The organism is Neisseria sp. HMSC065C04, assembly GCF_001815375.1.
GTDB classification, from domain to species: domain Bacteria; phylum Pseudomonadota; class Gammaproteobacteria; order Burkholderiales; family Neisseriaceae; genus Neisseria; species Neisseria flavescens_D.
Genome location: NZ_KV820396.1, coordinates 117,705 through 131,936 on the forward strand (window position 1 = coordinate 117,705; position 14,232 = coordinate 131,936).

At 47.9% G+C, this 14,232-nt stretch carries 13 protein-coding genes; 5 read left to right on the forward strand and 8 right to left on the reverse strand.

Going from position 1 to position 14,232, the window contains the following annotated elements:
- The first annotated feature begins 37 nt into the window (after positions 1–37).
- Complete coding sequence (gene trmA / locus HMPREF3022_RS02995; RefSeq protein WP_070765117.1) at positions 38–1,120, forward strand: tRNA (uridine(54)-C5)-methyltransferase TrmA; 1,083 nt, start codon at positions 38–40, stop codon at positions 1,118–1,120.
- 69 nt (positions 1,121–1,189) lie between these two features.
- Here the strand turns inward: trmA and HMPREF3022_RS03000 are convergent, their stop codons facing one another.
- Positions 1,190–2,230: a zinc-dependent alcohol dehydrogenase family protein gene (locus HMPREF3022_RS03000; protein WP_070765118.1), complete on the reverse strand. Its 1,041-nt coding sequence runs from the start codon at positions 2,228–2,230 to the stop codon at positions 1,190–1,192.
- A gap of 162 nt (positions 2,231–2,392) precedes the next feature.
- On the opposite strand from HMPREF3022_RS03000, the gene mutY reads away from it, so the two are divergent.
- Positions 2,393–3,427, forward strand: a complete 1,035-nt coding sequence (mutY, locus tag HMPREF3022_RS03005) for an A/G-specific adenine glycosylase (protein WP_049331596.1) — start codon at positions 2,393–2,395, stop codon at positions 3,425–3,427.
- A gap of 6 nt (positions 3,428–3,433) precedes the next feature.
- Here mutY and HMPREF3022_RS03010 read toward each other — a convergent pair whose 3' ends face one another.
- Both HMPREF3022_RS03010 and HMPREF3022_RS03015 read right to left on the reverse strand, forming a co-directional pair.
- Complete coding sequence (locus HMPREF3022_RS03010; protein WP_003745784.1) at positions 3,434–3,790, reverse strand: hypothetical protein; 357 nt, start codon at positions 3,788–3,790, stop codon at positions 3,434–3,436.
- A 3-nt stretch (positions 3,791–3,793) separates the two neighbouring features.
- The gene (locus HMPREF3022_RS03015; protein ID WP_003745781.1) at positions 3,794–3,991 is read right to left on the reverse strand and encodes a zinc-finger domain-containing protein; all 198 of its coding nucleotides are present in this window, start codon (positions 3,989–3,991) and stop codon (positions 3,794–3,796) included.
- Between the two features lie 107 nt (positions 3,992–4,098).
- Between HMPREF3022_RS03015 and HMPREF3022_RS03020 the strand changes: the two genes are divergently transcribed.
- A complete protein-coding gene (locus HMPREF3022_RS03020; RefSeq protein ID WP_079454230.1) occupies positions 4,099–4,599 on the forward strand; it encodes a DMP19 family protein in 501 nt (166 codons plus the stop codon).
- Between the two features lie 63 nt (positions 4,600–4,662).
- Here HMPREF3022_RS03020 and HMPREF3022_RS03025 read toward each other — a convergent pair whose 3' ends face one another.
- Both HMPREF3022_RS03025 and HMPREF3022_RS03030 read right to left on the reverse strand, forming a co-directional pair.
- Positions 4,663–5,436, reverse strand: coding sequence for a M48 family metallopeptidase (locus HMPREF3022_RS03025; RefSeq protein WP_049331599.1), 774 nt, complete (start codon positions 5,434–5,436; stop codon positions 4,663–4,665).
- A gap of 108 nt (positions 5,437–5,544) precedes the next feature.
- A complete protein-coding gene (locus HMPREF3022_RS03030) occupies positions 5,545–6,477 on the reverse strand; it encodes a serine hydrolase (protein WP_192832378.1) in 933 nt (310 codons plus the stop codon).
- A gap of 289 nt (positions 6,478–6,766) precedes the next feature.
- Between HMPREF3022_RS03030 and clpX the strand changes: the two genes are divergently transcribed.
- A complete protein-coding gene (gene clpX / locus HMPREF3022_RS03035) occupies positions 6,767–8,032 on the forward strand; it encodes an ATP-dependent Clp protease ATP-binding subunit ClpX (protein WP_049331603.1) in 1,266 nt (421 codons plus the stop codon).
- A 205-nt stretch (positions 8,033–8,237) separates the two neighbouring features.
- Here clpX and HMPREF3022_RS03040 read toward each other — a convergent pair whose 3' ends face one another.
- Positions 8,238–8,573, reverse strand: coding sequence for a hypothetical protein (locus HMPREF3022_RS03040; RefSeq protein WP_049331606.1), 336 nt, complete (start codon positions 8,571–8,573; stop codon positions 8,238–8,240).
- Between the two features lie 428 nt (positions 8,574–9,001).
- On the opposite strand from HMPREF3022_RS03040, the gene HMPREF3022_RS03045 reads away from it, so the two are divergent.
- Positions 9,002–10,396: a DEAD/DEAH box helicase gene (locus HMPREF3022_RS03045; RefSeq protein ID WP_141756485.1), complete on the forward strand. Its 1,395-nt coding sequence runs from the start codon at positions 9,002–9,004 to the stop codon at positions 10,394–10,396.
- Positions 10,397–10,567: 171 nt separating this feature from the next.
- On the opposite strand, the gene acnB is transcribed toward HMPREF3022_RS03045, so the two are convergent.
- Positions 10,568–13,153, reverse strand: coding sequence for a bifunctional aconitate hydratase 2/2-methylisocitrate dehydratase (gene acnB, locus HMPREF3022_RS03050; protein ID WP_049331611.1), 2,586 nt, complete (start codon positions 13,151–13,153; stop codon positions 10,568–10,570).
- A 200-nt stretch (positions 13,154–13,353) separates the two neighbouring features.
- Entirely contained in the window at positions 13,354–14,211 is an 858-nt protein-coding gene (locus HMPREF3022_RS03055) for a sensor histidine kinase (protein WP_070765143.1), read from the reverse strand.
- Positions 14,212–14,232: the final 21 nt, after the last annotated feature.

Genomic DNA, 14,232 nt, shown 5'->3' on the forward strand with positions numbered 1-14,232 from the left:
ATTATAATTCGCCATTATTTTCTGAAAGACTGCCCCGATGACTGCCTACCAGCAACAACTAGCCGACAAAAAGCAATATCTTCAGCAACTTTTCCAAGGACTGGATTTCCCTGAAATCGAAGTCTTTGAATCTCCGGAACAGCATTACAGGATGCGTGCCGAGTTCCGTATCTGGCATGAGGGCGGAGAAATGTTTTATGCCATGTTTGAGCGCGGGCAAAAGGCAAGCGGGGCAAGCCTGATCCGTTGCGACCAATTTCCTGCCGCATCCGAATCCATCAATACCTTGATGCCGAAACTGATTGAAGCCGCATCCAATCATCCCGAGCTGAAAAACCGCTGGTACGCCGTCGAATTTTTATCCACTTTAAGCGGCGAAATGCTGGTTACCATGATTTACCACAAGAAGCTGAACGACGCATGGCAACAAGCCGCGCAAGAGTTGGCGCACAATTTGGGCATTCATATCATCGGCCGCAGCCGCGGACAAAAAATCGTATTGAGCCAAGATTTTGTGACCGAAACATTGACAGTCAACGGCAAGACCTTCCGCTATCGTCAAATCGAGGGCAGCTTTACCCAACCCAATGCCCAAGTATGCCAAAAAATGCTGACGTGGGCGTGTAATGCAGCACAAAACTTAGGCAAAGACCTGCTTGAGCTGTACTGCGGCAACGGCAATTTCACCCTGCCGCTTTCACAACATTTCAATCAGGTGCTGGCAACCGAAGTTTCCAAAACTTCCGTCAATGCCGCCCAATGGAATATTGAAGCCAACCAAATTACCAACCTCAAAATCGCCCGCCTGTCTGCGGAAGAATTTACCGAGGCCTACACGCAAAACCGTGAATTCCGCCGCCTGCAAGAACAAGGCATCGACTTGAAAAACTATGATTTTTCAACTATTTTCGTTGATCCCCCACGCGCCGGTGTTGATGATGAAACGCTCAAATTGGTTGCCCGATTCGACAACGTCCTCTATATTTCCTGCAACCCTGAGACCCTGCGCACCAATCTCGACACGCTCTGTCAAACCCATACCATTGAACGCGCCGCCCTGTTCGACCAATTCCCATTTACCCACCATATCGAAAGCGGCGTTTGCTTGAAGAAGAAATAAAACCATACAAAAAGGCCGTCTGAATGTTCAGACGGCCTTTAATTAACGGCATATTAAGCGATTTTTAAATCAATCCGCTTCCAAAACCACTTTCATGGCTTGGTTTTCAGCAGCGTGTTTGAATACATCGTAAGCTTTTTCCAATTCGCTGAATTTGAAATGGTGGGTCATCATTTTGGTGTAATCCACTGAGCTACTGGAAATGGCTTTCATCAGCATTTCGGTGGTATTGGCGTTAACCAGGCCGGTAGTAATGGCAAGGTTTTTAATCCACAGTTTTTCCAGTTTGAAATCAACGGATTGACCATGTACACCGACCACTGCGATATGACCGCCGGGTTTCGCGATGTCTTGACACATATTCCAAGTCGCAGGGATACCGACCGCTTCAATGGCGCAATCTACGCCGTCTTCGCCGACGATAGCGGCAACTTGCTTGCTCACATCACCGGAAGCAGGGTTGATGGTATGGGTCGCACCCAATTCTTTCGCCAGTTTCAAGCGGTTTTCGTCCATATCGCAAATGATGATGGTGGCAGGGCTATACAGTTGAGCAGTCAGCAACGCAGACATACCGACAGGACCTGCGCCTGCAATGAATACGGTATCGCCAGGTTTCACATCGCCATATTGCACGCCGATTTCGTGGGCGGTCGGCAGGGCATCGCTCAACAGCAGGGCAACTTCTTCGTTGACGTTATCAGGCAGCGGAACCAAGCTGTTGTCGGCATAAGGCGTACGGACGTATTCTGCCTGAGTACCGTCAATCATATAGCCCAAGATCCAACCGCCGTTGCGGCAGTGTGAATAAAGTTGGATTTTACAGTTGTCGCAAGTACAGCATTTGCTGACACATGAAATAATGACTTTATCACCGACTTTGATGTTTTTTACAGCATCGCCGACTTCTTCTACAATACCAATACCCTCATGACCGAGAATGCGACCATCGGCAACTTCAGGGTTTTTACCCTTCCAAATACCCAAGTCAGTACCGCAAATCGTGGTTTTAACGATTTTGACGACTGCATCGGTCGGATCGATAATTTGAGGGCGGGGTTTTTCTTCGAAACGGATGTCGTTTGCGCCATGATAAACCATTGCTTTCATGTGAATCTCCTTGAGTAGCTAATAAACTTTAACAATACAGCGTAAATCCACGTTAACTATATTTATATACCCCTCCACCTAATAAGTCAATCCTGATTATTATTTCTTATGTTATAGTGTAACATACTGTTTTGAAAACAAATAATTAAAAAGTAAATATTAATGAACACACCCACATCCTTCGCACAACGACTCATCGATTGGCAACGGCAGCATGGCCGTCACGACTTGCCTTGGCAGGTCAAAGACCCCTATTCCGTCTGGCTTTCAGAAATCATGCTCCAACAAACGCAGGTTGCTACCGTATTGGACTACTATCCGCGTTTCTTAGCCAAATTCCCAACTGTGCAATCGCTTGCCGCCGCGCCGCAAGACGAGGTTTTATCCTTGTGGGCAGGCTTGGGCTATTACAGCCGCGCACGCAATCTGCACAAAGCATCGCAACAAGTCGTCGGACAATTCGGCGGCATCTTTCCTTCCGAACGCAAAGACTTGGAGACGCTCTGCGGTGTAGGCAGAAGTACCGCCGCCGCCATTTCTGCCTTTGCTTTCAACCGACGAGAAACCATCTTAGACGGCAACGTCAAACGCGTTCTCTGCCGTGTCTTTGCCCAAGACGGCAATCCGCAAGACAAAAAATTTGAAAACTCGCTCTGGTCACTCGCCGAAAGCCTGCTGCCGTCTGAAAACACTGATATGCCTGCCTACACGCAAGGCTTGATGGATTTGGGCGCAACCGTCTGCAAACGGACAAAACCTTTGTGCCATCAATGCCCTATGGCAGACATCTGCGAAGCAAAAAAACAAAACCGCATTGACGAGCTGCCCCGCAAAAAAACTGCTCCCGAAGTGCAAACACTACCGCTTTATTGGCTGATTATTTATCACACTGACGGCGCATTATTGCTTGAAAAACGCCCTGCCAAAGGCATTTGGGGCGGTCTGTATTGCGTACCCTGTTTTGAAAAATTAGACGATTTGTATGCTTGCGCCAAACGCTTCGGCATTATTTCAGACGGCCTTGAAGAACAAACCACGTTTACCCACCGCCTGACCCACCGCTTATTGATGATTACCCCTTTTCAGACGCAACAAAGGCCGTCTGAACATCTTTCAGACGGCCTTTGGATATCATCGGAACAGTTGGCGGATTATGGTTTGCCCAAACCTTTAATCAAGTATTTGGCCAAAGGCTAAACCGCCCTATTCCACAATCTCTTTAAATACAACTTCTTTTCCGCCGCGAATCAGTACGGCAAACCCGTCGCCAATTTGCCAACGCGAGCTTGGATTGGCGTACTCGACACCCTGACTGCGCAAGCGGACTTGCACCAGTTTCTCAACCGTATTGCCTTCACGCAACTCAACCATCATCGGGCTGTGGCTGTTGATATAAATTGCAGTAATCGTCCGACCTTGTGCGGATTGATAACGGACAGAATACGTCTGCGCCTGTGCAATGACCGGTAACGGCGCGTCAGGGCGCACGGCCTTATACGAGCCGCACGCAGCGCACAAACTCACGCACAAAGCGCAGATGATTTTGTTCGACATAGACATAGATTAGTAATGATGATGCGGAATCTCGCCATCAAGACGGTAATAAGTGCCGCAATACGGGCATTCAATCTCACTGTTGGACTGAATCGGCAAGAACACGCGCGGATGGCCGTTCCATGTTTCATGATTAGGGCCGGAGCAATGCAGCGGCAAATCCTGCGGTTTGATGACTACAACGTTTTTTTCAGACTGTGTACTCATGGTTTGGTTCCTCACTATGTTTTCTTATCTTCCGATATTGTAAAGCAAAACGGCCACTAGGTTCAGACTGAAAACATTATATAATCACTTTTTTCAGACGGCCTTTGATGATGATGACTACCCTGCTCCGCCTTCAAGATTTCGATACTTCCGATTCCGCTTCATTTCTTTATACACTCAGCGCAGCCTATTTGGATCACACCAAACAAGCAGGAGATGAGGAAATGTCCGGCCTTAACGACGAACAGCATACATTGACCGCCCTTTGCTATCTCGACAGCCAAATTCAAGAAGGCGGCTTCGTACAGCTTATCGCTTCAGGATACGGAGAATACATCTTCGGCAATCCGGTTGCCGACAGCCTGCGCCGCTGGCGCATCAAACCGATACCGAAAATCTTAGACAAAGCCAAAACCTTGTACGAAAAACACGGCGAAGCCATTGAAAAAATGGCAGATGAGCAAAGGGATTTCGGCGAAATCCGCAAAGCTTTTCCCGATTTTGAAGAGCTTGACGGCGATTATTATGACGTTGCCGACGAAGACTTGGAAACTGCGGCAGCGTATGTTCAGGCAAATTGGGATAAATTTGCCAAACTGTCAGACTGAAACCATAAAACTTTGCCGGTTTGAATCATCTGTTCAAACCGGCAAAATCATCAATACATCGAATTAACGTTTGTTTTTCTGATAAATCGGCATTACTTCAGGCAACATTTTGCGGATTGCATTGATACGCGCCTGATTGGTCGGGTGGGTCGACAAAATAGACAATGAGCTACCGCCCTGTACTTTGTTCATTTTTTCCCACACGCTTACCGCAGCCTCAGGGTTGTAGCCTGCTTCAGCCATCAAACGCACACCGCCAGCATCCGCTTCGCTTTCCTGATGGCGTGAGAACGGTTTGGTCGCCAACAAATCTGCACCCAAGCCGACCAAATCACCATCCACACCGGTTGAGCTGGCCAAAATGGAACCGCCCAAGCCGGTCAATACTTGTCCGCCCAAAGCTTTTTTACTGTGTTCCAACAGGGCATGGGTCATTTCATGGCCGACAACGGCGGCAATTTCATCATCCGTCAGCTTCAATTTCTCTACTATGCCGGTGTACACGGCCATTTTACCGCCCGGCATTGCCCATGCGTTCATTTCATCACTGCGGATAACGTTCATCTGCCAGTTGAAAGGTACGCCGGTTTTATTGGCGCGCTCAGCATGAGGACGCAGACGTGCAAACACGCGTTGAACGCGTTGAGCTGTTGGAGATGAAACATCCAAAGCTTTTTGACCACGTGCGTTTTGAATAACTTGTGAATAACTTTTAGCCGCGTCTTCATTTAAAGTCGCAGTATCGTAGCCAACCATATCCGCTACAGAAGTACAGCCGGTCAACGCCAAAATCACACCCATGCCGGCCCAATATTTTTTATTCAGTTTTTTCAACATGTTTTCTCTCTGTGTTTTTAAGTTAATGTAACGACATTGTACCCAAATTTAATACACTTTACACAAAAGGCCGTCTGAACGGTTTCAGACGGCCTTTAAACGTAACATTTAAGAACGGCGCTGCAACATCCAAGACTCAATCTTACGCGCATCATTTACGCGGGTTGTAGAAGACGGAGAGTTGAGCAACACAATGGTAATCGGCTGATTCTGTACATTGGCCTTAACCACCATAGAACGTCCTGCCTCACGGATATAGCCGGTTTTCTGCAATTCAATATTCCAGCTGCCCTCACGCACCAAGGCATTGGAGTTTTTGTAGTTTTGACGACCGTTTGCCGTCCAAACCGAGCCGTAATTTGAAGTCGAATTTTTGCGGATCAGCGGATACTTGCTGGCTGCTGCAACCATGCGGTTCAAATCGCGTGCAGTGGAAACGTTTTGGAAATTCAGACCGGTAGGCTCATAGAAACGGCTGCTGGTCATGCCCAGGCTTTGTGCTTTGGCATTCATTGCAGCAACAAACGCGCTCATACCGCCCGGATAGGTACGGCCCAACGCATGAGTAGCACGGTTTTCACTGCTCATCAGGCTCAGGTGCAACAGTTCGCCGCGTGTCAGCGTCGTGCCGATGCTCAAACGGCTGCCCGTACCTTTCAAACGGTCGATTTCAGCCTCGGTAATCGTAATAGGCTCGTTCATATCCAGATGCGCATCCAAAACCACCATCGCGCTCATCAATTTGGAAATAGAGGCAATCGGCATGACACGATCAGGGTTTTTCTGATACAGCACTTCACCGGTTTTATTATTGAAAATCAAAGCAGATTGCGAAGACAGCAGAGGACCTGCCAAGGCGGCTTGAGCTTCGACTTGGTCGGCATGATTCAACGCAAAAGCTTCCAGCGGGTCATTTTGCACTGGGAAATTTTGCTCCAAAAATTGTCCCAATACATCCATATCATTGGCAACGGCAGGCGCAGAAGCAAAGGCCAATGCCACACCTGTCCATACCATTCCTAAAGTTTTATAGATTTTCATATCTGCCAATTCAAAAAAATACATTTAATTCAACATTCTGTTAAATTTTTCGCCAATTGTAAAGCGAGTTGAGAAAACTTTGCGTTTGTTTGCGAGATATTCAAATCCAGCGCCCTCATCTGTTTCTTAGACGATACGGCACAATGCCTGCTCTGATTTGAAAAAACACAAGATAGTCATTATACTTAGGCTCCTTTGTCAGAGGCATTCCCTCAATTCGGCAATACGCCCGAAATATCTGTTCCCCCTTTACAACACAGCCTCCATACAACCATACGAAGAAATTATTATGTCTGAAGAAAAACGCACCTGTTCATTCTGCGGGAAGTCCGAAAACGACGTTAAAAATCTGATCGAAGGCGAACACGCCTTTATCTGCAACGAATGTGTAGAAACTTGCGGCATGATGCTGCAAGACAACGAATCCGGCGAAATTGAAAACGAGCTTGCCAAAGCGAACAAAGAAAACGCCGAGAAAAAACTGCCTACCCCGGCCGAAATCGTTGCCAACCTCAACGACCACGTGATCGGTCAGGAACACGCAAAAAAAGCGTTGGCAGTATCGGTTTACAACCACTACAAACGCCTGCGCCATCCAAAAGCAGACGGCAAAGTCGAATTGTCCAAATCCAATATCCTGCTGATCGGCCCTACCGGCTCAGGTAAAACCCTGTTGGCGCAATCTTTGGCGCGCAAACTGGATGTCCCTTTTGTCATGGCAGATGCCACAACCTTGACCGAAGCCGGTTATGTCGGTGAAGACGTTGAGCAAATCATCACCAAACTTTTGGGTAAATGTGATTTTGACGTTGAAAAAGCCCAGCGCGGCATCGTCTATATCGATGAAATCGATAAAATCTCACGCAAAAGCGACAATCCGTCCATCACGCGTGACGTATCCGGCGAAGGCGTGCAACAAGCCTTGCTGAAACTGATTGAAGGCACGGTAGCCAGCGTTCCTCCTCAAGGCGGACGCAAACATCCGAACCAAGAATTCATCAACGTTGATACCACCAACATCCTCTTTATTTGTGGTGGCGCATTTGCCGGCTTGGAAAAAGTCATCCGCCAACGTACTGAAAAAGGCGGTATCGGCTTTGGTGCGGCGGTACATAGCAAAGATGAAAACGCCGATATTTCAGCCCTGTTTGAAACAGTCGAGCCTGAAGACTTGATTAAATTCGGCTTGATTCCCGAGCTTATCGGCCGTTTGCCTGTGATTGCCACGCTGGCAGAATTGGACGAAGATGCTTTGGTCAACATTTTGACCGAACCGAAAAACGCCTTGGTCAAACAATATCAAACCTTGTTTGAAATGGAAGATGTCGGCCTTGAGTTTGAAGAAGACGCTTTGCGCAGCATCGCCAAACTAGCTATGGAACGCAAAACCGGTGCGCGTGGCCTGCGTTCTATCGTCGAACGTTGCCTCTTGGATACCATGTACGCCCTGCCAGATTTGAAAGGCGTAGCAAAAGTCGTCATCAATAAAGAGGTCGTGGAAAAAGGCGAACAGCCAAAACTTTTCCGCGAAGACGGCAGCGAATACAAGCAATAAGGTTTATTCTTCGAAAAAGACGTGTACCCATTACACGTCTTTTTTATTTTTTAATAAAACCAAAAGCATATCTTTTAATAATGGTCTTATACATGAAAAAAAAGGCCGTCTGAAACATATTCAGACGGCCTTTGTTTTCAAGTTGCTCTAAGTCTGTCTTCATCCGGAGTATTGATGAGAGTGACTTCCTTGAATTTTATGAAGCTTATTTTTTTGCTTTTTTAACAGCTTTTTTAGCAGGAGCAGCTTTAGCAGCAGGCTCGGATGCGGCAGCTTCAGGAGCAGCAGTTTCAGGAGCAGCTACTGGCTCAGATGCAGCAGGTTCGGAGGCAGCTGATTCAGCGGTACGTTGATAGCCTTTGTCTTTCATGCAGGCATCAAACACAGCGCGGTCAGCATTTTCACCAGATGCCTGTTGGCATTGGGTCATTGCTTCTTCAACAGTGACGCGTGGCGCTGCCGCTTCTTCAGCAGGTTTGGAAGAAGAACAAGCTGCCAACATCAGACTACCGGTTGCAAGAGCGATCAATAAAGTTTTCATAATTGTATATTCCTAAATTTTGATTTTATGGTTTACCGTTAAACGGGAGATACAGGCTACAAAACAAGCTCTGCACCTCAATATTGAGTACGTGAGTACAATTTAGTTTCATTTCATCCTGTAAGTTTTTGATAAATTAATTCTATTGACGTTAAGACAAATGCTTAATTTCCAATAAACTCAAAACCTTGCAGGCCAGTAACTTTTTCTGTTTTTGAACTGTAAAAATATCAAAACTTAGACGATTTTAGCTGCAACCATCATTTGGGGAGTCCCTCTTTTTATGGCATAATGGACTACTTACCGGATAGTTCCGTACCCCTTTTTTCAAACCGCAGAATCAAAATCATACTGCGGTTTATCCATTTCAGAATCAGATTTTTCAGACGGCCTCACCATTCAAAAGGCCGTCTGAACAGAAAGCCACCATCATGAATCCTTTCTCTTCACTCGGTTTAGGCAGCGAATTGGTCTCTGCCCTGACCGATCAGGGTTATGAAAACCCGACGCCTATCCAAGCCGCAGCGATTCCTAAAGCCTTGGCAGGACACGACCTTTTGGCCGCAGCACAAACCGGCACAGGTAAAACCGCCGCCTTTATGTTGCCCAGCCTCGAACGCCTGAAACGCTACGCCACATCCAGCACCTCCCCTGCCATGCACCCCGTCCGTATGTTGGTATTGACCCCTACCCGCGAACTGGCCGATCAAATCGATCAAAACGTGCAGGCCTATATTAAAAATCTTCCTTTGCGCCATACTGTCCTCTTCGGCGGCGTCAATATGGACAAACAAACTGCCGACTTGCGCGCCGGTTGCGAAATTGTTGTCGCTACGGTTGGCCGACTGCTTGACCACGTCAAACAAAAAAACATCAATTTAAACAAAGTTGAAATCGTTGTACTCGACGAAGCCGACCGTATGCTTGATATGGGTTTCATCGACGATATCCGCAAAATCATGCAGATGTTGCCCAAACAGCGACAAACCCTGCTTTTTTCCGCCACTTTCTCACCGCCTATCCGCAAGCTTGCACAAGATTTTATGCACACGCCTGAAATGGTCGAGGTGGCCGCGCAAAACACCACCAACGCCAATGTCGAGCAACACATCATTGCCGTTGATGCGCTCAAAAAACGCAACCTGCTCGAACGTCTGATTGTTGATTTGCATATGAATCAAGTCATTGTATTCTGCAAAACCAAACAAAGCGTCGATCAAGTTACCCGCGACCTCGTCCGCCGCAACATTGCCGCGCAATCCATCCACGGCGACAAATCCCAACAAAGCCGACTGGAAACCCTCAATGCCTTTAAAGAAGGTACATTACGCGTTTTGGTTGCCACCGATGTTGCCGCACGCGGTTTGGATATTGCCGAGTTGCCTTTCGTCATCAACTACGAGCTGCCAACCCAACCTGAAGACTACGTCCACCGCATCGGACGTACCGGCCGGGCCGGTGCCGACGGCGTTGCCATTTCCTTAATGGATAAAACCGAACAGAAAATGTTTGAATCCATTAAAGAGCTGATCGGCAGCGATTTGAATGTGGAACGCATCGAAGGCTTTGAGCCGCACTGGTGGGGTACCGACAATCAAGATGAAGCCGAAGCACAACCGGTTCAGCACAACGACAGTCGCTCTCGGCGCGATGATAGAAACAAACGCAACGAATACGCGAGCAAGTCAGACAAAAACTCGAAAAAAGTAGAAGAGAAAAACGATCCAGGTATTGTCTGCGGCAAAATTGCCGGCAGAACACGCCGCAGCCGTCACGAGCGTCAGCCTTGCGCCCTACTCCAACCTGGTTTTGGCGTAAAGTAAACAACGCTGATTAATCGGTTTTCTGATTATTTGGCCGTCTGAAACTTATCTTTCAGACGGCCTTTTATTAAACTAAAAATAAAAAGGACGTGATGGCCACGCCCTTTATTTTTCCGTTTCAAACGGCCTTTATTATTTAAGGCCGTCTGAAAATCGGTTTACCTTGCTATATTAAACATTCACGGTTTCGGCTACTTCGTTGTAGCTGTCGATTTCGTTGAAGTTCATGTAGCGGTAGATTTGGTCGCCCTGCTCGTTGATGATACCGATATTGGCTTGGTATTCTTCAACAGTCGGGATTTTACCCAGTTTGGAGCAGATTGCCGCCAACTCAGCCGAGCCGAGGTAAACGAAGGTGTTTTTACCCAAGCGGTTCGGGAAGTTACGGGTAGAAGTGGACATTACAGTCGCGCCTTCGTGTACTTGTGCTTGGTTACCCATACACAATGAGCAACCCGGCATTTCCATACGGGCACCTGCACGGCCGAGTACACCGTAGTGGCCTTCGTCAGACAGCTCTTTTGCATCCATTTTGGTTGGAGGCGCCATCCACAGACGTACCGGGATATCGGTTTTACCTTCCAAGAGTTTGGAAGCTGCGCGGAAGTGGCCGATGTTGGTCATACAAGAACCGATGAACACTTCGTCGATTTTGGTGCCGGAGCGTTCAGACATGAAGCACACGTCGTCAGGGTCGTTCGGGCAAGCAATAATCGGCTCTTTAATGTCGTCCATGTTGATCTCAATCACGGCGGCGTATTCGGCATCTTTATCCGCTTCGAGCAATTCAGGATTTGCCAACCATGCTTCCATGGCTTTGATACGGCGTTCCAAAGTGCGCGAATCTTGATAGCCGTTGGCAATCATGTTTTTCATCAACACAATGTTGGATTTCATGTACTCGATAATCGGCTCTTTGTTGAGCTTCACAGTACAGCCTGCAGCGGAGCGTTCGGCAGACGCGTCAGTCAATTCAAAGGCTTGTTCCACTTTCAAATCAGGCAGGCCTTCGATTTCGAGGATGCGGCCGGAGAAGATGTTTTTCTTACCGGCTTTAGCAACAGTAAGCAGGCCTTGTTTAATCGCGTACAGCGGAATGGCGTTCACCAAATCGCGCAGGGTTACGCCCGGTTGCAGTTTGCCGCTGAAGCGTACTAATACAGACTCAGGCATATCGAGCGGCATTACACCAGTAGCTGCTGCGAAAGCAACCAAGCCGGAGCCGGCAGGGAAAGAAATACCGATAGGAAAACGGGTGTGGCTATCGCCGCCGGTACCAACTGTATCAGGCAACAGCAGACGGTTGAGCCATGAGTGAATTACGCCATCGCCCGGACGCAGGGATACACCGCCACGGGTAGAGATAAAGGCAGGCAATTCTTTATGGGTTCTCACATCGACAGGTTTTGGATAAGCGGCGGTGTGACAGAAAGACTGCATCACCATATCTGCTGAGAAGCCCAAGCAAGCCAGGTCTTTCAATTCGTCGCGAGTCATCGGACCGGTAGTATCTTGCGAGCCGACAGTAGTCATGCGTGGTTCGCAGTAAGTACCCGGACGCACGCCTTTGCCTTCCGGCAAACCGCAGGCGCGACCAACCATTTTTTGAGCCAAGGTGAAACCGGCTTTGCTTTCAGCTGGCGCTTGAGGCAGACGGAACTCGGTAGAAGCAGGCAATTTCAGTGCTTCGCGCGCTTTGGCAGTCAAACCGCGACCGATAATCAGGTTAATACGGCCACCGGCTTGCACTTCGTCCAGCAATACTTGTGATTTCAATTCAAAATCGGCAACAGTTTCACCGTTTTTCACGATCTTGCCTTCATAAGGCAGGATATCGACGACATCGCCCATTTTCAGCGCGGAAACATCGACTTCAATTGGCAGTGCGCCGGAGTCTTCTTGAGTATTGAAGAAAATAGGAGCAATTTTGCCACCCAGGCATACGCCGCCGAAACGTTTGTTCGGTACGAACGGAATATCTTCGCCTGTATGCCAAATTACAGAGTTGGTAGCAGATTTACGTGAAGAACCGGTACCGACCACGTCGCCAACGTAAGCAACAGGATGACCTTTGGCTTTGAGTTCTTCTAACAATTTAATCGGACCGACTTCGCCAGGTTTGTCAGGATTGATGCCATCGCGCGGGTTTTTCAACATAGCCAGCGCGTGCAGAGGGATATCAGGACGGCTCCATGCGTCGGGCGCTGGAGAGAGGTCGTCTGTATTGGTTTCACCGTCGACTTTGAAGACGGTAACAGTGATTTTTTCTGGAACTTTAGCGCGTGAGGTGAACCATTCGGCATCTGCCCAAGATTGCAATACTTCTTGCGCGTATTTATTGCCTTTTTCGGCTTTTTCTTGAACATCGTGGAAAGAGTCAAACATCAACAGAGTGTGTTTCAGACCATTTGCAGCGATAGGCGCAAGTTTGTCATTATCCAAGAGTTCGATGAGTGCATGAATGTTGTAACCGCCAAGCATGGTACCCAACAGTTCGGTAGCATACTCAGGGGAAATCAGCGGACTGGATGCGCTGCCTTCGGCAACGGCTGCCAAAAATGAGGCTTTAACTTTGGCAGCATCGTCCACACCGGGTGGTACGCGGTGAGCCAACAGCTCAACCAAGAATTCACCTTCACCGGCAGGTGGATTTTTCAGCAGCTCAACCAAATCAGCAGTCTGCTGAGCAGTCAGAGGAAGGGCGGGAATACCAAGGGCGGCGCGCTCAGCGGCGGCTTTACGATAGGCTTCTAACATCTCTTTGTTCCTTTTTCTGTTTTTTCTTCTGGGCAATTGCAAATGATTTGCAATTAAGGATTGTAAACAATCCTTTTAAGCATCATAGACCAGTTTTCAAAAAATGGGAACAGTTATGTTGCTGAATGTAATAAATTTAAACTATTTTATTTAATGTGTTAATAGTCTAACCTATCCAAAGCCGCCCTCTTCTAAGCGTTTTAGCCAAACAGACGGGAAACTTCGGCTGATTTTTTACGGTACGGCAATATGATTTCAACGCGGAACAGGCCGTCTGATTGGATGTTTCTGATTTTCGCATCGGTGTCATACATCAAAGTCAGGCGCTCTTTCAGATTGCGCAGAGCCATAGAATTGCCTTTATGCGGCTTGGTATTTTCGTTAGGTTCTGTTCCGCACGGATTTTCGATACTGATGAAAATAGATGATTTTTCCAATTTTGTTAATACCGTAATTATCCCTGGACGGTGGATAGATTCGACACCATGAAATACGGCATTCTCCAAAAGCGGCTGCAGCAGCAGATGTGGCGTTTCGGCATCATCGGGCGCATGGTGTTGCCACATAACCTGTACGCGCATATGTCCCATTCGGATTTGCTCGATGGCAATATATTCCTGTGCCCACTCGATTTCCTGCCCTAAGGTGCTGTTTTGACTACCGTCGCGCAGTTGTGCGCGGAACAGGTTGGCCAGATTCTCCAGCAAAGTTTCCGCGTCATATGGACGTAGACGGATTAAGCTGATGGCGGCATTCAGGCTGTTAAACAAGAAATGCGGACGGATACGCGCCGTCAACGCGCTCAGTCTGGCCTCGGAAATGGAAGGCGCGAGGCTGTTGCGGCGGGCCGCTTCGATGTACATGAAACTGAAACAAAAAAAGGTCAGCAAGAAGAAGTGTTGAATCAGTGGCCAAATCTCTGTCTTCAAAATCACTAAATCGACAAACAAGAAAATCAGCAGATTGGAGACGTAGGAAACCACAACGCTGTACTGAGAGCGAAGCAGGGACGGCGCAAATGCCTGTAAGAAATAGACCTTAAGTAAAATTAAGAGAATGACGGGGCAAGCCCATGAAAA

Excerpts from the sequence above, each read along its gene's own strand:
- trmA (WP_070765117.1), top strand. The coding sequence starts at position 38 with ATGACTGCCTACCAGCAACAACTAGCCGACAAAAAGCAATATCTTCAG.
- HMPREF3022_RS03000 (WP_070765118.1), bottom strand. The coding sequence starts at position 2,230 with ATGAAAGCAATGGTTTATCATGGCGCAAACGACATCCGTTTCGAAGAA.
- mutY (WP_049331596.1), top strand. The coding sequence starts at position 2,393 with ATGAACACACCCACATCCTTCGCACAACGACTCATCGATTGGCAACGG.
- HMPREF3022_RS03010 (WP_003745784.1), bottom strand. The coding sequence starts at position 3,790 with ATGTCTATGTCGAACAAAATCATCTGCGCTTTGTGCGTGAGTTTGTGC.
- HMPREF3022_RS03015 (WP_003745781.1), bottom strand. The coding sequence starts at position 3,991 with ATGAGTACACAGTCTGAAAAAAACGTTGTAGTCATCAAACCGCAGGAT.
- HMPREF3022_RS03020 (WP_079454230.1), top strand. The coding sequence starts at position 4,099 with ATGATGATGACTACCCTGCTCCGCCTTCAAGATTTCGATACTTCCGAT.
- HMPREF3022_RS03025 (WP_049331599.1), bottom strand. The coding sequence starts at position 5,436 with ATGTTGAAAAAACTGAATAAAAAATATTGGGCCGGCATGGGTGTGATT.
- HMPREF3022_RS03030 (WP_192832378.1), bottom strand. The coding sequence starts at position 6,477 with ATGAAAATCTATAAAACTTTAGGAATGGTATGGACAGGTGTGGCATTG.
- clpX (WP_049331603.1), top strand. The coding sequence starts at position 6,767 with ATGTCTGAAGAAAAACGCACCTGTTCATTCTGCGGGAAGTCCGAAAAC.
- HMPREF3022_RS03040 (WP_049331606.1), bottom strand. The coding sequence starts at position 8,573 with ATGAAAACTTTATTGATCGCTCTTGCAACCGGTAGTCTGATGTTGGCA.
- acnB (WP_049331611.1), bottom strand. The coding sequence starts at position 13,153 with ATGTTAGAAGCCTATCGTAAAGCCGCCGCTGAGCGCGCCGCCCTTGGT.